19 protein-coding genes are annotated in these 18,079 nt (G+C 52.2%); 11 read left to right on the forward strand and 8 right to left on the reverse strand.

What is annotated here, in order from left to right:
* Window positions 1–443 precede the first annotated feature (443 nt).
* Window positions 444–1,457: an ABC transporter ATP-binding protein gene (locus tag ACOZB4_RS21725; protein ID WP_379408610.1), complete on the forward strand. Its 1,014-nt coding sequence runs from the start codon at window positions 444–446 to the stop codon at window positions 1,455–1,457.
* Window positions 1,454–2,458, forward strand: a complete 1,005-nt coding sequence (locus tag ACOZB4_RS21730) for an ABC transporter ATP-binding protein (RefSeq protein WP_379408606.1) — start codon at window positions 1,454–1,456, stop codon at window positions 2,456–2,458. The genes ACOZB4_RS21725 and ACOZB4_RS21730 overlap by 4 nt, the downstream gene beginning before the upstream one ends.
* 130 nt (window positions 2,459–2,588) lie before the next feature.
* On the opposite strand, the gene ACOZB4_RS21735 is transcribed toward ACOZB4_RS21730, so the two are convergent.
* From ACOZB4_RS21735 to ACOZB4_RS21745, 3 genes are all read right to left on the reverse strand, one after another.
* The gene (locus ACOZB4_RS21735) at window positions 2,589–3,911 is read right to left on the reverse strand and encodes an FtsW/RodA/SpoVE family cell cycle protein (protein ID WP_379408597.1); all 1,323 of its coding nucleotides are present in this window, start codon (window positions 3,909–3,911) and stop codon (window positions 2,589–2,591) included.
* Between the two features lies 1 nt (window position 3,912).
* Entirely contained in the window at window positions 3,913–4,242 is a 330-nt protein-coding gene (locus ACOZB4_RS21740) for a PadR family transcriptional regulator (RefSeq protein ID WP_379408593.1), read from the reverse strand.
* Window positions 4,243–4,710: 468 nt separating this feature from the next.
* Entirely contained in the window at window positions 4,711–5,235 is a 525-nt protein-coding gene (locus ACOZB4_RS21745) for an NAD(P)H-dependent oxidoreductase (protein ID WP_379408588.1), read from the reverse strand.
* 163 nt (window positions 5,236–5,398) lie between these two features.
* On the opposite strand from ACOZB4_RS21745, the gene ACOZB4_RS21750 reads away from it, so the two are divergent.
* The 7 genes from ACOZB4_RS21750 (at window position 5,399) to ACOZB4_RS21780 (ending at window position 12,154) form a co-directional block, all read left to right on the forward strand.
* The gene (locus tag ACOZB4_RS21750) at window positions 5,399–6,100 is read left to right on the forward strand and encodes a dihydroorotate dehydrogenase electron transfer subunit (protein WP_379408583.1); all 702 of its coding nucleotides are present in this window, start codon (window positions 5,399–5,401) and stop codon (window positions 6,098–6,100) included.
* The gene (locus ACOZB4_RS21755) at window positions 6,081–7,013 is read left to right on the forward strand and encodes a dihydroorotate dehydrogenase (protein ID WP_379408578.1); all 933 of its coding nucleotides are present in this window, start codon (window positions 6,081–6,083) and stop codon (window positions 7,011–7,013) included. Before ACOZB4_RS21750 ends, ACOZB4_RS21755 begins: the two co-directional genes overlap by 20 nt.
* A 157-nt stretch (window positions 7,014–7,170) precedes the next feature.
* Window positions 7,171–8,079, forward strand: coding sequence for an FMN-binding protein (locus ACOZB4_RS21760; RefSeq protein WP_339269722.1), 909 nt, complete (start codon window positions 7,171–7,173; stop codon window positions 8,077–8,079).
* 49 nt (window positions 8,080–8,128) lie between these two features.
* Window positions 8,129–10,012 (forward strand): FAD-dependent oxidoreductase, encoded by a 1,884-nt coding sequence (locus tag ACOZB4_RS21765; protein WP_076322467.1) that lies wholly within the window; start codon window positions 8,129–8,131, stop codon window positions 10,010–10,012.
* Window positions 10,013–10,131: 119 nt separating this feature from the next.
* Window positions 10,132–10,569 (forward strand): hypothetical protein, encoded by a 438-nt coding sequence (locus ACOZB4_RS21770; RefSeq protein WP_098741555.1) that lies wholly within the window; start codon window positions 10,132–10,134, stop codon window positions 10,567–10,569.
* Between the two features lie 32 nt (window positions 10,570–10,601).
* Entirely contained in the window at window positions 10,602–11,603 is a 1,002-nt protein-coding gene (locus ACOZB4_RS21775; RefSeq protein WP_379408565.1) for a polyprenyl synthetase family protein, read from the forward strand.
* Window positions 11,604–11,890: 287 nt separating this feature from the next.
* Window positions 11,891–12,154 carry a hypothetical protein gene (locus ACOZB4_RS21780; RefSeq protein ID WP_422759642.1) on the forward strand — a complete coding sequence of 88 codons (264 nt, stop codon included), beginning with the start codon at window positions 11,891–11,893 and terminating at the stop codon, window positions 12,152–12,154.
* A 59-nt stretch (window positions 12,155–12,213) separates the two neighbouring features.
* On the opposite strand, the gene ACOZB4_RS21785 is transcribed toward ACOZB4_RS21780, so the two are convergent.
* The 5 genes from ACOZB4_RS21785 to ACOZB4_RS21805 are packed head-to-tail and all read right to left on the reverse strand — an operon-like array spanning window position 12,214 to window position 15,649.
* Complete coding sequence (locus ACOZB4_RS21785) at window positions 12,214–13,005, reverse strand: energy-coupling factor transporter transmembrane component T family protein (protein ID WP_076322470.1); 792 nt, start codon at window positions 13,003–13,005, stop codon at window positions 12,214–12,216.
* Between the two features lie 36 nt (window positions 13,006–13,041).
* Window positions 13,042–13,899 (reverse strand): ATP-binding cassette domain-containing protein, encoded by an 858-nt coding sequence (locus ACOZB4_RS21790; protein ID WP_379408556.1) that lies wholly within the window; start codon window positions 13,897–13,899, stop codon window positions 13,042–13,044.
* On the reverse strand, window positions 13,848–14,723 hold the full coding sequence (locus ACOZB4_RS21795; RefSeq protein WP_076322472.1) for an energy-coupling factor transporter ATPase: 876 nt from the start codon (window positions 14,721–14,723) through the stop codon (window positions 13,848–13,850). The genes ACOZB4_RS21790 and ACOZB4_RS21795 overlap by 52 nt, the downstream gene beginning before the upstream one ends.
* Before the next feature lie 16 nt (window positions 14,724–14,739).
* Window positions 14,740–15,285, reverse strand: coding sequence for a Gx transporter family protein (locus tag ACOZB4_RS21800; RefSeq protein WP_098741549.1), 546 nt, complete (start codon window positions 15,283–15,285; stop codon window positions 14,740–14,742).
* Window positions 15,269–15,649 carry a NusG domain II-containing protein gene (locus tag ACOZB4_RS21805; RefSeq protein ID WP_127593981.1) on the reverse strand — a complete coding sequence of 127 codons (381 nt, stop codon included), beginning with the start codon at window positions 15,647–15,649 and terminating at the stop codon, window positions 15,269–15,271. Before ACOZB4_RS21805 ends, ACOZB4_RS21800 begins: the two co-directional genes overlap by 17 nt.
* Window positions 15,650–15,808: 159 nt before the next feature.
* Here ACOZB4_RS21805 and ACOZB4_RS21810 point away from each other — a divergent pair, with 159 nt between their 5' ends.
* Together ACOZB4_RS21810 and ACOZB4_RS21815 are read left to right on the forward strand one after the other, a co-directional pair.
* Window positions 15,809–16,873, forward strand: coding sequence for an FAD:protein FMN transferase (locus ACOZB4_RS21810; RefSeq protein ID WP_379408542.1), 1,065 nt, complete (start codon window positions 15,809–15,811; stop codon window positions 16,871–16,873).
* A gap of 22 nt (window positions 16,874–16,895) precedes the next feature.
* The gene (locus tag ACOZB4_RS21815) at window positions 16,896–17,645 is read left to right on the forward strand and encodes a Crp/Fnr family transcriptional regulator (protein WP_379408537.1); all 750 of its coding nucleotides are present in this window, start codon (window positions 16,896–16,898) and stop codon (window positions 17,643–17,645) included.
* Window positions 17,646–18,079: the final 434 nt, after the last annotated feature.

Below are 18,079 nucleotides of genomic sequence, written 5' to 3' on the forward strand. Positions count from 1 at the left end.
GCTATTTGGGAGCCAATCCGGACACACGATCCGTTAATGTACCCAAAATCACGATTTTAGCCAACTATTTCTCGCAATAGCGGATCTCATGTCCTTGTACTTCCACTAACATGCAGAAAATAAAGTAATAGCGGAACTACAGTCCTCAAATATCGCTAATCAAGACCAATCTAGCTATTTGAGAAGTGCATGAGGACGCACGCACTCGATTTACTGAAAACAAGCTAGTTTTGTGCCCATGCGGACGTAAGATCTGTAATTTACAGAAATCGAGCTGTTATTGAGACCTTAGGGTCGGAGAATTCACGGTTTGCTGCAAAAACGAGCTGTTTGGGAGTCACGCGGACACACGATAAGCTATTTACCGAAAATCGATCCATTTTGGAGTCCGTACGGACGCATGATTCCAAGACCAAATTGAAAGCGAAGGGAGCTTAGACAAGATGGAACAGCACACATCAAGTTTGCTTACGATCAAGAACCTGCAAACCTCTTTTTTCACCGAACTGGGCGAAGTGAAAGCTGTGGATGATATCAGCCTTACCGTACGCAAGGGGAAGACGCTCGGCATCGTGGGCGAATCCGGTTCAGGCAAAAGCATACTGTCCCTCTCCATCCTGCGGCTGATCTTTCATCCGGGACGAATCGTCGGTGGCCAAATCCTATATAACGGTGTGAATCTGCTCCAACAATCCGACCGGCAGATGCGCAAAATAAGGGGCAATCAGATCTCGATGATATTCCAGGAGCCGATGACATCGCTCAATCCGGTCTTCACCGTCGGCGATCAGATCGCGGAGGCCTACCAAATCCACGAGAATCTGAGCAAAAAACAAGCGATGGACAAAGCCGTCGAGATGTTGAAACTGGTCGGCATTCCATCCCCGGAAAAAAGAGTCCGACAGTACCCCTTCCAGCTGTCCGGCGGTATGCGCCAACGTGTCATGATTGCCATGGCCCTGGCTTGCAATCCGGATCTGCTCATTGCAGATGAGCCGACCACGGCGCTGGACGTGACCATTCAGGCTCAAATTTTGGAGCTGATGAAGGAGCTGCAGCGGAAGCTGCAGATGTCGATTATTTTTATCACCCATGACCTGGGTATCGTTGCGGAAACCTGCGATGAGGTAGCGGTCATGTACTGCGGAAAAGTGGTGGAGTATACCGATGTGCGCACCCTCTTCAAGCATCCGAAGCACCCCTACACCATCGGCCTGATGAACTCGCTGCCACGGCATGATATCGATAAGGAAACGCTGGAGCCGATTAAAGGCTCTGTTCCAAGCCCATATGACCCACAGGAAGGCTGTCGCTTCGCCCCCCGCTGTCCCCATGCAGCCAAGCTGTGCTATGACAAACTGCCGGAGCTTCATGCGCTGGATGATAACCAACAAGTCAGGTGCTGGAAATACACCGATCAATGGGAGCTGGAAAGCGAGGTGAACGTTCTGTCATGAGCAAAGAGTTGTTAACCGTCAAAAACCTCAAGCAGTATTTCCCGATCAAGGGCGGCATCCTGGGCCGTGCCGTCAACGTCGTAAAAGCTGTGGATGATATTTCATTCTCCGTACATGAGGGAGAAACTGTCAGTATCGTGGGCGAATCCGGCTGCGGCAAATCAACCACGGGCCGGGCCATCCTGAGGCTGGACGAACCAACCGCTGGAGAGGTGGTGTTCGAAGGCACCGATCTGCTTTCCCTAAATAAAGCGCAAATGAACCGAAGGCGTAAAGACCTGCAGATGATTTTTCAGGACCCCTATGCTTCGCTGAATCCTAGAAAAACAGCGCTGCAAGTCCTAGAAGAAGCGATGGACATTCAAAACGTCGTTCCCAAAAAGGATCGGCGGGGCCGGGCCATCGAACTTCTGGAAACGGTCGGCCTGGCCGCCTATCAAGCCGATCGGTACCCGCATGAATTCAGTGGCGGACAGCGGCAGCGGATCGGAATTGCTCGCGCCTTGTCCGTGAATCCCAAGCTGATCATCAGCGATGAAGCGGTCTCTGCGCTTGACGTATCTATCCAGGCACAGGTGCTCAATCTGATGAAATCACTGCAAACCGAATTCAAGCTGACCTATCTGTTCATCTCCCATGATCTTGGGGTCGTTCGGCATATTTCCGACCGGATTATCGTGATGTACCTGGGGACGATTGTGGAAATCGCGGATAAGCACTCCCTCTTCCGGCGCCCGCAGCATCCTTACACCCGCGCTCTGCTGTCGGCCATCCCGACGCTGGATCCCGAGCGCAAGAAGGAACGCATCATTCTCAAGGGAGATGTTCCGTCCCCGATCAACCCGCCTTCCGGCTGCCGGTTTCATACCCGCTGCATGTATGCCACGGATTTCTGCCGGTCCGAGGCCCCGCTGCTTCGGGTAGTCGATGAGCGCAGAGGCCATCAGACGGCCTGCCACTATATCGAAGAAATCGCATCCGGTGCGCTGGAGAAGGTGTAACTTATACGCCACCGAACCGGATAACGACACCTCTCTATAAACGAGAAAAAAGCGAGAATCAAACTCTCGCTTTTTCTTTTGCAAAACTTTATCCTGCTAACCGGAATTGAAAGATGATCTTCAGCCTCAACTAGGCCACCTTCATAGGAGCCGCTTCTCCCACATCGCTTGGGATCATGTTTTTGCGTCTGTAGATGGAGAGGAGTAGGCCGACCATGGCAAAATCCAGCATGTTGTTGACGCCGCCATACGAGATAAAAGGAAAGTCCAGGCTGATAACGGGGACCATACCCAATCCCATAATGATCGGCATGAGCAGGCGCAGGCCCAACACAACGATGACACCTGTCACGATATTTTTCCCGTAGGAATCGTGAAGTACATTGGATATACTCCACACTCTGGCTAGGAACAAAAGAACGACCATTCCAACCACAATGCCAAACATCCAGCCGAAGCAATATATCAGATAGGGGTATATGGAGTCGCTATAAACGTACGGGATTCCCGGATTCGCTGCAGCAAAGCCTTGACCGAACCAACCCGCAGAAGAAACGGCATCCGCGATGACCCGCATGAAATAACCACCGTCTCCCTCACGGTCTGCGAGCCCCTCAAATCTCCACATGAGGTATATTCTTTTTGTAAACAAGATATAGGCCAATCCAATGAACGGCAGCAGCGTTAGCATCGCAAATTGTTTAATATTCCTTTTTGTCGTCCAGGTCAGTACCAGGAATCCTAGCAAATAGATGAACATATATACCATCGAACCGCTCATACTGTATAGTACGATCGGCAGCAAACCCCGATACAGGATGTGAAATACACTTTCCCATACCCCCCACTGAGTCGCAGGCTTCATGCCTGCCAAGGCGATAAGGAGAAGAAAAACAGATGCTACACCGAGCATCGGGATCATGATTGGACCGAAATCCAGGAATATCGTTAGTCCATTGACGTCAACACCCCGAATCAACGTAAGTCCCATCAGGCACAGCGTGATAAAAAACAATATCCCGGAGTATTTCTTTAGCTTTCTGTAGTCCAGGAAATAGAAACCGATAAGAAGGATCAGTCCTATACCGAAGAACCACGCTTTTCTAATAAAAAAGTCCGACAATATTTCTGTACCCGAATAATCAACGCTCAGTGCCCCGAACAACCCAATCATCGAGAGCAGGGCCAGCAGGACAAGCAGCTTCCAATCCAACTGAGGCCGATGAGCCAAATGAAGGCTTTTGCCGATATCTCCCGGATCCCCCATTTGTTTCACCGCTTCCTGCACCGCCGGCTCCTCCGCATTGCCCTCCAGCATCAGAAGCTCCGTCCGCTCCTCGATATGGCCGAGCAGCTCTTCGCGGATTTCCGGATGCATGGCTCTTGCGCGTACCTGCCTGCACACCCGGGTCAGGAAGTCTTGAACAACCTTGTATTCTTCAACCGGTCGCACGCTAGCTTCCCTCCCCGATGACCGTATCCACCGCCGTACGGAACTTGACCCACTCCTTGGTCTTCTCTTGGAGCTGCTCCCTGCCGCGCTCGGTAATCCGGTAATATTTCCGTTTGCGTCCATCATGCTGGCTCCAGCAGGAATCCAGCCAACCTTCCGCCTCCAGCGTGTGCAGAATCGGGTATAACGTGCCTTCCTTCATCAGGAACACCCCATCCGAGCTTTGCTCAATCTCCTTGATCAGCTCGTACCCGTACATTTCCCGCTTGTTCAACACGGTAAGCAATAATATGACGGTGCTGCCTTTCAGCAGCTCTTTGTTAATGCCCATTCCTCTATCACTCCAATACCTAGATAATCTATGTATCGTAAATCTATGTATATGAGTATAAAATATGCGTCTCCACAATGCAACGAATGTTTTCGGATCATATAGCGATTCATGCATCTACCTTCTAATCAACAAATCGTAGCGCTCGTCGCACCTACCTTTCTATGAGAACAGCAGCGTAGCCTATAAACAGAAGCACAGCAGTCCCAGAGGAATTACCCTGATCGCTTGGAATATGCCAAAATCTGCGGAAATTTGCCAGTACACCGAAAAGCCCGGCAGCTACTACCGCCAGGCTAATTTAACAGCGATTCAGTTTTCCCTTTTCACGAATGGATAAACACGCTTGAATCGTTCATAATTTCGCGTGGAACAACATGCCTCTGGGAAACGGCCGAATTCGTGAATATTAATTCGAAACATCACTTCAGCAGCTGCACGCTTTAAATAGCAACCCTTACCTGGATCTCACCACTCCGTTACGTGCAACGCAAAATCCTCCGCATGTCGCCGCAGCTCTTCATCCGTCAGTTGCATGGCATTATGAACGGTAAATACCGGTAAGTAAATCGCGCCTACCAGGCTGGCCGTCACCTCATAGGGCCGGGTTAGCTCTTCCACCGTGTAGCGGTTGTATCCTTCGCTGCCGTAGGCCTCCGCGACTCCGCCGGTCGTAATGGCTACGCCCCACTCTTTTCCCTGGAGCTTGTCTCCGCCCGGACCATACGCCCATCCGAAGGTCAGCACCTCGTCGAACCAGTGCTTCAGAAGGGGCGGCGAACTGTACCACCAGAAAGGGAATTGAAACACGATGCGGTCATGCTGGAGCAGCAATTGATGTTCGGCCTCGATATCGATATGTCCATCCGGATAACGCTGATAGAGGTCATGCACCGTCACCTCATGATTATGTCTCACCGTCTCGGTTAGTTCGCGATTGATCCGTGATCCCTCATGCAGACCCGGATGTGCAACGATCACCAGTGTTCTCATGTATGATCCCCATCCCTTTTTGTCTCGTGTATGTATACAAAAGGTATCAAGCCCTGACAACGTCCGAATATGAGAAATGTCACAGGTAGCGTTATCGGTCTGTGATACTGTATCAAGGAACATAGCGGGCGGAAAAAGTACGCCAAGGGAGGAGAATGAGAACGTGGCCCTTGTTATTCAAAATGTCAGACTGGCCCATCACATATATCGACTTACCGTTCAAGGCAGCTATTCGGCACGAATGGGGCAGTTCTTCATGCTTCGCTGCTGGGATACCTATCCCGTGCTGTCACGACCGATCAGCGTTCATAACCTGACGGAGGACTCCGTTTCCTTCTTGTATCGCGTGCATGGAACAGGCACATGGCTGCTATCGGCGCTTCAAGCGGGTGACAAGATTCAGCTGGAGGGACCTTTTGGACAAGGATTCCCTGAGCCCCAAGGCCGGACGGCACTGGTAGGAGGCGGCATTGGAGTAGCCCCGCTGCTGCTGGCAGCTAAGGAAATACCTGATGCCAGCGTATATCTGGGATACACCAGCGTCCCTTTCGGAGTCACCGGATTCCACGAAATAAGCCGCAATGTCACCGTCAAATCCGGCGGCACCATTGTAGATGCAGTGGACCCAAGCCGCTATGACACGATATTCGCATGCGGACCGGTTGGCATGATGCACAGTCTGGCCCAAAAAACGGAGAGTACTAACGCCAAGCTTCACGTCTCCATCGAGAAGCGAATGGGCTGCGGCATCGGGGCATGCAACAGCTGCACGTTAACCTCCGCTGGCGCAAGCCGCAAGGTATGCACCGATGGCCCCGTATTTCCGGCGAAGGAGGTGAACTGGAATGATCTCCATCGATTGTGAACTGGCGGGCGTCCCGCTGGCGAATCCGATTTTGGCGGCATCGGGCACGTTTGGATTCGGCAAACCGTATGCGGATCTGTATCCGCTTCGCAAGCTTGGAGGCATTGTCTCCAAAGGACTGACCCTGACTCCACGAATCGGCAATTCTGGAACAAGGCTTTATGAAACGCCATCCGGCATCATGAACAGCATTGGCCTTGAGAATCCGGGCATCCACGCTTTTCTAGAGCATGAATTATCCGAGATGACCTCACACGGGACTGCAGTCATCGTCAATCTTGGCGGCGGCACCATACGGGAATATACGGAGGGCGCCGAGCTGCTTACCGAAGCCAGCCTCAAGTTACGGTCATCCGGCAAACGAGCTGTCGACATGATTGAGCTCAACATCTCCTGCCCCAACATCAAGGAAGGCGGGCTGGCCTTCGGCGTTGAGAATGAGCAGGCTCAAGAGGTGGTTCGCGCAGTCCGGAAAGCGACCACGCTGCCTCTGCTTGTTAAACTCTCTCCCGGTGCAAGGGATTTAAAGGAAATGGCCCGCATGTGTGAAGCTGAAGGCGCTGATGGTCTTTCGCTCATCAATACGATCCAAGCGATGGCGATTGATATACGGGAGCGACGAAGCGTATTTGACAGAGCCTACGCCGGGCTGTCCGGGCCGGCAATTAAACCGATCGCGCTCCGCATGGTCCATCAGGTGGCACGGTCGGTATCCATCCCGGTCGTTGGAATCGGCGGCATCAGCAGCGCCGAGGATATCCTCGAATTCATCATGGCAGGCGCCGCTGCTGTACAGATCGGGACCTACAATTTCATCAACTTGCGGGCCGGTGATACCCTGGCCGAAGAATTGATTGAATTGATGGAAAGCGAAGGCATCCATTCGCTGGATGACATTCGAGGCATTATCTGACCTATGATCCTTCGTATAAATCAACAGGATCACCTCGAACATGAAGCACCGACACTATTTGTGATTTTTTTCACCGATAACTATTCTTTTTAAGAATAAAATGAACTCAAGAACAATATTTGTGAAGTAATTCACAAAATCATAGGAGGAAATCAGAATGAAAAGGACACTCTCTCTATCCCTCTCCGTCATGTTGATGTTTGCGCTGCTTGTCGGCTGTGGAGGCAACGGTGACAAAGAGCCGGTTAATACGGACAAACCAGCAGAGAGCCAAAACACGGATAACACAAGTAATGCGGAACAGCCTGCACAAGAAGGAACCCTGCAGGACGGCTTATATTACGCTGAAGGCGAGTTTGCCGAAGACTCCGGCTGGAAAGAACTCGTTGCGATTAAGGTCGAAGGCGGCAAGATTGTCAGCGCCAACTGGAACGGGCTTCATAAGGACGGCGGCTTGGACAAGAAGACATTTTCCGAAAAAGGCTTCTACGGTATGAAGGAAAAAGGCGGCGCTCAAGCAGAATGGCATGAGCAGGCAGCCAAAATGGAGGAGTACCTGGTGGCTCAGCAGTCGGTTGAAGGCTTGGCCTTAAACGACGAAGGCCGCACGGATGCGGTATCCGGGGTATCGATCCATGTCAACGGATTTACAGAACTGGCAGCAAAAGCGCTGGCAGCGGGACCTGTTGAAGCAGGACCATACAAAGACGGCAGCTATCACGCAGAAGCGGCTGATTTCGACGCTAAGTCCGGCTGGAAAGAAACCGTCGACGTTACCGTTATTAACGGAAAGATCGCCACGGTCAGTTGGAACGGCATTCATAAAGATGGCGGTACCGATAAAGTTACCCGTTCCAAATCCGGTGAATACGGCATGAAGAACGGCGGAGCTCAATCCGAATGGCATGAACAGGCTTACCAAGCCGAGCAGTATTTGATTGAAAAGCAAGATCCGCAAGCAATCGTAACGGCTGAAGACGGCAAAACCGATGCAATCTCCGGTGTGTCGATCCACGTCAACGGATTGGTAGAGCTGGCAACGAAAGCGCTCGAAGGCGCCAAATAAGAACAAGAGTGATAGATAGAAGACAACTATTCCTTGAGGGGAGATTCGCATGAAACAGATTATCGTGCTGGGCGGCGGATATGGCGGTATACTTACCGCCAAGAAGCTGGCTAAACGACTGCGCAAACAGAAAGATTTGCGGATAACACTCATCGACCGCAAGCCGTATCATACACTGCTGACCGAGCTGCATGAAGTGGCCGCGAATCGGGTCGAAGAAGATTCCATCAAAATCGATCTGAAAAAAGTGTTCTCCGGATTCCGGAATGTAGACGTGGTGCTGGATGAAATCGGCGGCATTGACTTTGACGGTCAAACACTCCGTGGAGAGAAACAAACCTATAACTATGATTATCTGGTCATCGGAACAGGCAGCAAGCCAACCTTCTTCGGCATACCGGGCGCAGATCAACACGCCTTTACCTTATGGTCGTATGATGATGCGGTCCGCTTGAAGGAACATACCCTGAATATGTTCCGAAAAGCAGTACTGGAGCGCGACCCGCAGGTCCGCAAAGAAATGCTGACCTTTGTCGTGGTCGGCGGTGGATTCACCGGGGTCGAAATGATCGGCGAGCTGGCCGAATTCACTCAACAATTATGCAAAGAGTTCTACGTCGATCCAAGCGAGGTTACACTTCATGTCGCCGACATGGTCGACAAGATCCTGCCGATCCTGCCCGAACCGTTAATCCGCAAAGCCGAGAAACGACTGCGTAAAATGGATGTCAATATCATCACAGGCTCGAAGATTACAGAAGTTAAACCGGACGGTGTTACCGTCGGCGGCAATGACATCAAATCCCGTACGGTTATCTGGACCGCGGGGGTTGAGGGTTCCGACGTAGTTGGCAATATGGATGTCGAGCAAAAAGGCCGCAAGCGTATTTTGACCAACGACAAGCTTCAAGTTCCTGCCCATCCGAACGTTTATGTCGTCGGGGACAATATTTTCTACATTCCTGAGGGCGCGGCTGCACCCGTACCTCAAATGGTAGAAAATGCGGAACTCGCAGCCCCAGTCATCGCACATAACATTGTGGCTGAACTATTGAACAAACCGATGAAATCCTACAAACCGACGTTCCACGGAACGATGGTCTGTATCGGCAGCCGCTACGGCGTAGCTAACGTGGGTGTTCCTGGCCACATGTTCAGGCTCAGCGGCTTCATGGCTATGCTGGTCAAACATATGATCAATATGCTCTATCTGTTCCAGGTTTGCGGCTTCAACAAGGTATACCATTACCTGCTGCATGAATTCTTCCATGTTCGGAACAATCGCAGCTTCGTGGGGGGACATTTTGCCAAACGGTCTCCGAATTTCTGGCTCGTTCCGCTGCGGATTTTTGCCGGATGGATGTGGCTCTCTCAGGGATGGGATAAAATCCACAAGATTATTGAGGATCCAAATAAGGTGTTCCTTATTCCTGCCAAAGCAGCCGATGGCGTAAGCGCAGCGTCTGCTGCCGGCGCCGATGCTGCCGGAGCAGCCGGAGCTGGAGCGGCTGACGCGGTCTCCGCCGCCTCCGCTTATACCGCAGAAGCGGTATCCGCCCTGCCGGTTCCGGGTTTCATGAAATCCATTGTCGATTGGTCGATGGACCTGATGTTTTACACCGGCGACGGCGGCTATACTTCGCTCGCCTATGTGTTTCAGACCTCGATGGTCCTGGCTGAGCTGATCGTCGGCATCCTGCTGATCGTCGGATTGTTCACGGCACCTGCAGCCGTAGCTAGCGTTGCCATGGGCGCGATGGTTTGGGTATCAGGTATGGCACCTAACGAAATGCTGTGGTATCTGGCAGCTGGGATCGCCTTAATCGGCGGATCGGGCAGCACGTTCGGACTTGACTACTATGTATATCCTTGGCTGAAGAAGGTATGGAAACGAATTCCGATCGTAAGGCGATGGTACGTGTATACGGACTAATCCTTCACCATTCGAGAGAATCGGCTTGTCATATCATGCTTGCCGATTCGGTTCATAGGCCGTTCTGCCGTCATTCACACTCTTAATCAACACGAGCCTTCCGGAAGGAGTCAATAACGATGGATATGAAGCTATTACAGGATACGATCGACCTGCTTCGGTCGCATATCGATTCCGGAACGGATATCGATTGGATGGAGATGGATAACAGGCCGGTGAGGGACATTGCCGATATGCTCAACGCTTATGAACTGGCCTATTCCCGGAAAATGACGGTGCTGGCATGCTGCATCCTGATTCATTCCGCTCTAAGTAAGCACGGCAAGCTGCAGGCACAGGACAACGAGAGATTGACGCGCATGCTGCTGGACGGCGATTATTTAACCGGGCTTATGTACCGGATTGCCGTCAAACGGAAGGAATGGAAGCTGCTGTCCCGGCTTCTCCCCTTTCATAAACGCATGCAGCTGAATCTAATGAAGAACGTTTCACCCGAAATCCTGCTTAAAGAGCTAAAGCGCGAAATCCGCAGCTATCTGGAGCAACGGAGCGCGTAAGGAGCCATCTGGGAAAGGAGCGATGATGCAAAATGAACATTCATAACCAAATGGGAGTGGATCTCGCTTCCTTCGACAATCTGCTCCGGGAGGTGGTCACCTCAGACCGTGACCTCACTCCTCCCTCTGTTGTGCTGAGCAGCGTCATAGATCTCATTGACGCCGGCGGCAAGCGGCTGCGTCCGCTCATGGTCGTGCTCGGCAGCCGTTTCGGGGAAAGCGGGCATGATCCAGCCGTAATGAAAACCGCCGTGCTGCTTGAATATTTACACATGGCCTCGCTGGTACACGATGACATCATCGATCAATCCGATATGCGGCGAGGGCTACCGACCCTGCATGAAACTACGGATGTCCAGACGGCCGTGCATATCGGCAATTACATGATTGCCCGTGCCATCGAATGGGCCGCAGGTAATCCGAATGACGAGTCAGACAGTAGTGATGGCGTCTCCGAGGAGGATGCTTACCGGTTAGCCGAACTTGCGGCTCTGGTAACCGAGCTCTGTATGGGAGAATACGATCAGTTGCACCACCGCTTTAACTATGAATTGACGCTGGAGCAGTATTTAGAGAAAACGCGCTGCAAAACCGCCCTACTGATGGCCCACTGCCTGAAAGCGGGCGCAGAAGCAGCCAAAGCGGATGCGAGAACCGCTGAACGGCTGTTTCAATTCGGGGAGTCGCTCGGCATGGCATTTCAAATCCGGGATGACCTGCTCGATTTCACGAAGCCCAAGGAGGCCATCGGCAAGCCGGCTGGCGCAGACCTGCGAAACGGCAACATTACGCTGCCGGTGATTTACGCCCTCAACGATCCAGCCCTTGCACCTGGAATCAGACAGCTTGGCCCCCACTCTGTGGCGGCTGACATGGATGAAGTCATCCACCGCATTGCCGCAAGTAGCGCCATTGAGCAAAGCGAGGCGCTTGCCCGATCGTATGCGGAACAGGCTCAGCGAATGATCGGCGACTTTACGGATCATCCGGCCCAGCATGATTTGCAGGTCCTGCTCCATTATTTTCTGCCCTAAAGACATGAATCCATATACTCAAAATGAACAGGGATGCATCCATGATGGATGCATCCCTGTTCGATTATGAAAGGATATTGCAGAACATGTCCTGTATGCGGAAAAGCTTGCAGACCGATCCGACGGAAAAAGCGACTACCTGCTGAATCCCGATACGCCTCTTTCGCATATGTCCAGCATGAAGGGAATCCGGCAGTCCGTGGATCAGGCCTACCAGGGGATCGAGCCGACGAATACGCCGATGCCGATGCATTAATGCGGATGAGGTGATGGAGCTCTATACTGGAGTGAATCAACGTTTCGAAGATGAAGAATACTATAGAGTAGAGAATTACAAGAACGGAAAACTCGTTATCGCAAAAGACATGACGGAGAATGGACGGTTTGCTGGGATCGTTCAAGGGAAAATCAATAACAATAAACATGTCTTGCAACCCTATCTGGGTGAATTCTCAAAACTATTAACAGACATTGGAAACGAATCAGAGCCAACAAGCTGCAGCAACTCGTCCACAAGTGTTTGTGAGGCGTTCCCTATAAAATTCGAGTAAAATAACCGCAGTCAGTCCTTAAGGATTGACTGCGGTTTTCATTTCCTTCAAGCCCCAAACTACAGCAGCGCGGCTGCGGCCACAGGCAGCAGGAACAATGCAACAAACAGCGTGTCCGCCCGCTTCCATACAGATGCCCTGAATCTGCTTCGCGGCGCACCCAGCCGGTAGCCTCTGGCTTCCATGGAATCGGCAAGTCCGATGGCGCGCCGGAACGCGCCTGTCGTTACAGGCACCAGCAGGGCAATGATCAGCCGCGCCTTCTCCTTCAGCGACCGCGACGACAGGTCCAGTCCCCTGGACTGCTGTGCCTTCCACAGCCGCTCCGCTTCTTCGAAAATGGTCGGAATAAACCGGAGGGCAATGCCGAGCATCAGCACCAGCCGATCGGTCGGCACGCCGATATAGGTCAGGGGCCGCAGAAGGCTGCCGAGCCCCTGGGCCAGCTGCTCCGGCTGGGTCGTGAAGGTCAGCACCGCCGCCAACATGATGAAGAGCGCCATCCGTGATGCGGACACGATGCCTTTTTCCAATCCGCCGGTATACACCTTGAACGCGCCCACATCCAGCAGTTTCCCGCCTCCCGCGTCATAGAGAAGATGAAATACCAGGATGAACAATATTAGGAACATCAGCGGCTTCATGGCTCTAATGAAATAACGGTACGGGATTCTCGTAGCCCGGATCACCGCCGCAGTGAACAGCAGCAGCGCGAGCACCCCCATATATCCGTCTACCAGGAACACGGCTACCATAAAGAGCGGCATGGCAGCCGTCTTGGCACGCGGATCCAGACGGTGAACCCATGAATCACCTTCCATATATCGGCCCAGGATGATTTTTCGCTTCATCCATGCTTCCTCCTTTCGCCTCTGCTTCGCTCTGCCTTATATTTCAAGCTGGCTTGCGTACCAATCCGCCAGCGCCGCCGCATCCGGTGGCATCTCCGGAGGCTGTACTCCAAGCTGAGCTGCCAACTTGCCCGCCATCCGCACGGACGACGGAGCCATCAGTCCCGCCTGCTCCAGCACCTCCTGCCGGTGTACCAACTCTTTGGCAGTTCCTTGAAATACGACGCTGCCATCTTTAATTACAACGAACTCGTCCGCGTAGGCCACGACTTCTTCCAGCCGGTGGGTGACGATGAGAACCGTCTTGCCTTGGGTCCTCGTTAATCCATGCAGCCGCCCCATCAAATCCTCACGGCTGACAGGGTCGAGGGAGGCCGTAGGCTCATCCAAAGCCAAAATGTCGGGGTCAGCCGCCAATACGGCAGCCACGGCCGCTTTTCGCATCTGGCCCGAGCTTAACTTGAATGGACTCTGCGCCAGCAGCTCCTCATCTAATCCGACGAAGGAAGCCGCTCTGCGGACCGCCTCGGCAGCTTCGGTTGGACTCCGCCCGAAGTTAAGCGGCCCGAACAGCAGATCTTTCTCCACCGTCTCTTCAAACAGCTGCTGCTCCGGGTATTGGAACACCAGGCCGACGCGCTGCCGCAGACCGGCAGGGACTTTCTTGCTGTCACCCGATTCAAGGCGGAAATCCAATATGCGAATCAAGCCCTCATCTGCCCGTATCAATCCGTTCATATGCTGGAGAAGCGTTGATTTTCCCGAACCCGGCGCACCGAGGACGGCAATCATTCCGCCTTCCTCCAGCTCCAGATTAAGACCGTCGAGTCCAAGAATAGGGCTCATCCCCCGGTCCCGGTAGCGGTAAGAAACCTCTTCGAATGATATGACCATAACGCCTCCAGCACCTCCTTCTCCCTAACCAGCTCACCGATATCAATCCCCCGCGCCTTCAGCTCCCTGCATAGCTGGAGGGCAAAAGGAACCTTTAGCCTGCAACGCTGGAGCAGCTCTTCCTGCAGCAGCAGCTCTCTTGGACTTCCGTCTGCCGTGACCATTCCGCCATCCAACACGATCATCCGGTCTGCTTCGGCCATCTCCTCTACGTCATGGGTGATGGAGATGATGGTATATCGGCCTTCGGCATGCATGGTTCGCATGAAACCCAGCAGCTCATTCTTAGCCTTCTCATCCAGCATGGAAGCTGCCTCGTCCAAGACAATGATAGAAGGCTCCATCGCCAGCACGGCAGCAATGGCAGCGCGCTGCTTCTGTCCACCGGACAAAGTAGCCGGATGGCGGTGGAGCAGATGGACGATATCCAGCCGCTCCGCATAGGTCCGAATCCGCTGCAGCATCTCTTCCCGGCTCAGGCACAGATTTTCCAGGCCAAACGCAATATCATCCTCTACGGTGAGGCCAACAAACTGATCGTCAGGATTAGCAAACACCATGCCAATATGACGGCGAATTTCACCCAGCGTGCGGCCGTTCAATTCCAGCCCATCAATAAGAATCCGTCCCCGACTCATGAGGAGAAGTCCGTTTAACAGGCGAATCAGCGTGGACTTGCCTGCCCCGTTCCTTCCGGCGATGCATACCCATTGCCCATGGGGGATCGCCAGCGAGACGTCTTTGAGCACGTTCGTACAGCCCTGTCCGTAATATACATGCTTGAGTTGGACCGCGTGCTCTGACTTATCGGTTATGTCCACCATGCCTAACGCCTCCTCCTTAACTTTCCGTGTGAAACATGCCAAACGGATCGATACGTCGCAGGGATTCGATCAGATGTTTTGCAGCCCATCCCACAAAGATCCCCGTCACGACACCCGCCCCGAGCAAAAATGGCAAGTAATAATAAATTTTGGTTGTTCCCAATACCAGCGAAGCTGCCGTTAATTGGCCAATATTATGAGCAATGCCACCTGCGATGCTCACGCCGGTTAAACTGAAATTATGGCCCCCGAGCCTAAGCATGACATACATCACCAAAAAACTCGCCAGCGCGCCGAACATACTGAACAGAAAGGTCGAAAAGCTTCCCAGTATAAAGGCAGTCAGCAATGTCTTTAAAACAATAAGCCACAGAGCATCTCTGCCCCCTAGGCAGACTAGACAGGTCAGCACCAAAATATTGCCAAGTCCCAGCTTGGCACCGGGTATCGTGACCGCAAATGGAATCAGGGCTTCCACAATGCCAAGCACCACCGATAAGGAAGCGCAGATGGCGATTACGACCAGCTTGCGGAGTGCATGGGGATCAGGAGACAACGGCATCCGGCTCACTTCCTTCAACTTGATCTCCAGTCACTTCTACAAACACCCGATTGGGCAAACATACTATGGTGCCATGAACATCGTGAACGTGACCGAACCCAATGCAGAGCTGATCCGGACAATCCGACTCCACCATCTCGATCCCCTCGCGGGAGACCCTCAAGAGGTTATATCCCCGTTCTGTCCGGATTTCTATATCTCGGGGCTCTTCCGTAAGCGCCACCGTATCATAATGCTTTCCATTCACCTCGATCATGGCATAGTTTCCCTGCGCCGCTCCGTCTTCTCCCATAAACTTGGATATTCCAAACCAGGCGACAACCGCTATCAGCACGAGCGCTATTCCAATATCTCCGCGTTTCATCAGCATCTCTCCACTTCGCTTTGCTTATCTTCATTATCAGGGCTGCATCAAGTGCCAGAAATGATTTTTCTCACATTCAGCAAGGGAAGGGTCTGATACGCTGAGATCATCGGAACTCGATTGAGAACAGCACCAGAATTGAAAAGAGGAGGCACTGTCATGTATAGGAAGCTTCTTTCCTACAGCAGCCTGTTGATCATGCTCACCCTGTTGATGACGGGATCGATTGGCTGCACAACCACAGCAGATCAGAAGGTAGCCGCCAGCAACGAACCGGCAACCGAACGTTACTTTATATTCGATACCATTGTAAGTCTCCGCGTTTACGATGAACGGATGACGTCCCAGCATTTCGATGAGGTAGGCGCACTGCTGGATCGGATCGACCAACGCATGAACCGGCAGCTGGCGGACAGCGAGATTGATCGGGTCAATCAAGCGGCGGGCAAGTCCCAAGTGAGCGTATCCGAGGAAACCTTCAAGGTTGTCCAAACCGCCATCGATTATGCGGCGGCTTCCGGCGGACATTTCGAACCGACCGTAGGCCCGCTTGTAGACCTCTGGGGCATTGGCGGTGAACACCCCGCTGTGCCGGAAGAGGATGAGCTGAATGCTGCCATGAAGCGAATGAATTACAAGGAAGTCATTTTGAATCCTGCATCCCATGCCATTCTGCTGAAGAAAGAAGGAATGTCGCTGGATCTGGGGGCCATCGCCAAAGGATATGCAGCGGACGTCATCGCGGATTATTTGCAGCAGCAGGATTTTCATTCGGCCATCATCGACCTTGGGGGCAATATCCTTGCCATGGGCTCGAAACCGAACGGTTCACCGTGGAATATCGGCGTCCAGGATCCCGGAGAAAAGCGTGGGCAGCATCTGGGAACACTGGAGGTCGTCAATAAGACGATCGTAACCTCCGGCGTGTACGAGCGCTTCTTCGAAGCAGACGGAAAAGTGTATCACCATATTCTGAGCCCCTTCACCGGTTATCCGGTCGATAATGACCTGCTCAGCGTAACGATTGTGACCGACACGTCCATGGACGCCGACGCCATGTCAACTTCCGTCTTCTCGCTTGGACTAACGGAAGGACGGCAGTTCGTCGAGAGCCGCGACGATGCCGAAGCCATTTTTGTCACCACCGATCATCAAATCTATCTCACCTCAGGTCTGACCCATGCATTTAAGCTGACCAATGACGATTATCAGCTTGCCGAATAAACTTATGGAAGGAGAAGATCGTATGAAACAGAATCGAGCTGCAAGGTCCGAAACATGGAATGGAGGGTTGTTTCCAGCGGGTACTTCCTCTGTCTATTCACAACCGCATCTCGCTCTGATCCGGGAGATGGCTGAGCCTGTCCGTTTGTTTGCCGGCGATTATCTATACCAGGAGAATGATCCTGCGGATCGGCTGTACTTTGTAAACCGTGGAAGCTTAAAGGTATCCAAGCTGCTGGAAGACGGATTGTCGGCCACCTTATCGCTTCACATCCCCGGCGATCTGTTCGGTGAACCCGATCCGTTCGGACGAGCCGTTCATCAATTCGAAGCCAAAGCCTTGGAGGATAGTGAGGTCGGAATTGTGCCGCAGGCCGAACTGGATAAAGTCATCCGCATTAACGGGGACTTTGCCGTGGAATATATGGGCTGGATGGCACTCATGCAGCGCACCGCGCAAAGCAAATTACGCGACCTTCTGCTGCATGGTAAATCTGGCGCTCTGTGCTCACTGCTGCTGCGACTGTACAATATGTACGGCACGAGTGGGACAATCAAGGATGGGCGATCCATCATTGGCAAGCGGATTACGAATTTGGAAATGGCGGAGATGATTGGCTCCACCCGTGAAAGCGTTAACCGGATATTGAACGAGCTTAAGGATCTAGGCGTGATTTCTACCGAACGGGGACGCATCGTTCTCAATGATCCCGACTATTTACGGAATATCTGCCACTGCGAGGACTGCCCCAAAGAGATTTGCAGAATGTAACGGACGAAAGAAAACAGAAACCTCTCACGAAGAAACGGAGACGCTTAAGCATCCCTTTCATCGTAGAGGTTTCATAAATCCTTCGTTCTATTCCGTGATTCATTTCTTTCAGCTTTTAAGTTACTGGCATTCTAACAGCCTTTTCAAACAGCCATGTGGAGAGCTGATCAAAGACCTCCCCTTCCGATCAACCATTTTATATATTTTCTTCCCTCCCCTTAGAACATAACCTTTTTGATTGATATCCAAAAAATAATCATCTATTTCTCCGTCACGATCACGGTAAAAAATAATGAATGCAAACGTTGGCCCCCCATCATTTCTTATGTTTCTGCTGAAAAATGATCTCGACGATCTCGTATACGAAACGGAGTCTAAAATGCTCATCAATTGATTAAGCTCTTCATTTTGGTCTTCGAATTCGAAATTTCCAC

The sequence above is a fragment of the Paenibacillus sp. NPDC058898 genome, from assembly GCF_049316025.1.
GTDB lineage: Bacteria > Bacillota > Bacilli > Paenibacillales > Paenibacillaceae > Paenibacillus_AQ.

Coding starts and splice junctions, on each gene's coding strand:
- ACOZB4_RS21725 (WP_379408610.1), top strand. CDS start 444: ATGGAACAGCACACATCAAGTTTGCTTACGATCAAGAACCTGCAAACC.
- ACOZB4_RS21730 (WP_379408606.1), top strand. CDS start 1,454: ATGAGCAAAGAGTTGTTAACCGTCAAAAACCTCAAGCAGTATTTCCCG.
- ACOZB4_RS21740 (WP_379408593.1), bottom strand. CDS start 4,242: ATGGGCATTAACAAAGAGCTGCTGAAAGGCAGCACCGTCATATTATTG.
- ACOZB4_RS21745 (WP_379408588.1), bottom strand. CDS start 5,235: ATGAGAACACTGGTGATCGTTGCACATCCGGGTCTGCATGAGGGATCA.
- ACOZB4_RS21755 (WP_379408578.1), top strand. CDS start 6,081: ATGATCTCCATCGATTGTGAACTGGCGGGCGTCCCGCTGGCGAATCCG.
- ACOZB4_RS21760 (WP_339269722.1), top strand. CDS start 7,171: ATGAAAAGGACACTCTCTCTATCCCTCTCCGTCATGTTGATGTTTGCG.
- ACOZB4_RS21765 (WP_076322467.1), top strand. CDS start 8,129: ATGAAACAGATTATCGTGCTGGGCGGCGGATATGGCGGTATACTTACC.
- ACOZB4_RS21770 (WP_098741555.1), top strand. CDS start 10,132: ATGGATATGAAGCTATTACAGGATACGATCGACCTGCTTCGGTCGCAT.
- ACOZB4_RS21775 (WP_379408565.1), top strand. CDS start 10,602: ATGAACATTCATAACCAAATGGGAGTGGATCTCGCTTCCTTCGACAAT.
- ACOZB4_RS21785 (WP_076322470.1), bottom strand. CDS start 13,005: ATGAAGCGAAAAATCATCCTGGGCCGATATATGGAAGGTGATTCATGG.
- ACOZB4_RS21790 (WP_379408556.1), bottom strand. CDS start 13,899: ATGGTCATATCATTCGAAGAGGTTTCTTACCGCTACCGGGACCGGGGG.
- ACOZB4_RS21795 (WP_076322472.1), bottom strand. CDS start 14,723: ATGGTGGACATAACCGATAAGTCAGAGCACGCGGTCCAACTCAAGCAT.
- ACOZB4_RS21800 (WP_098741549.1), bottom strand. CDS start 15,285: ATGCCGTTGTCTCCTGATCCCCATGCACTCCGCAAGCTGGTCGTAATC.
- ACOZB4_RS21805 (WP_127593981.1), bottom strand. CDS start 15,649: ATGAAACGCGGAGATATTGGAATAGCGCTCGTGCTGATAGCGGTTGTC.
- ACOZB4_RS21810 (WP_379408542.1), top strand. CDS start 15,809: ATGTATAGGAAGCTTCTTTCCTACAGCAGCCTGTTGATCATGCTCACC.
- ACOZB4_RS21815 (WP_379408537.1), top strand. CDS start 16,896: ATGAAACAGAATCGAGCTGCAAGGTCCGAAACATGGAATGGAGGGTTG.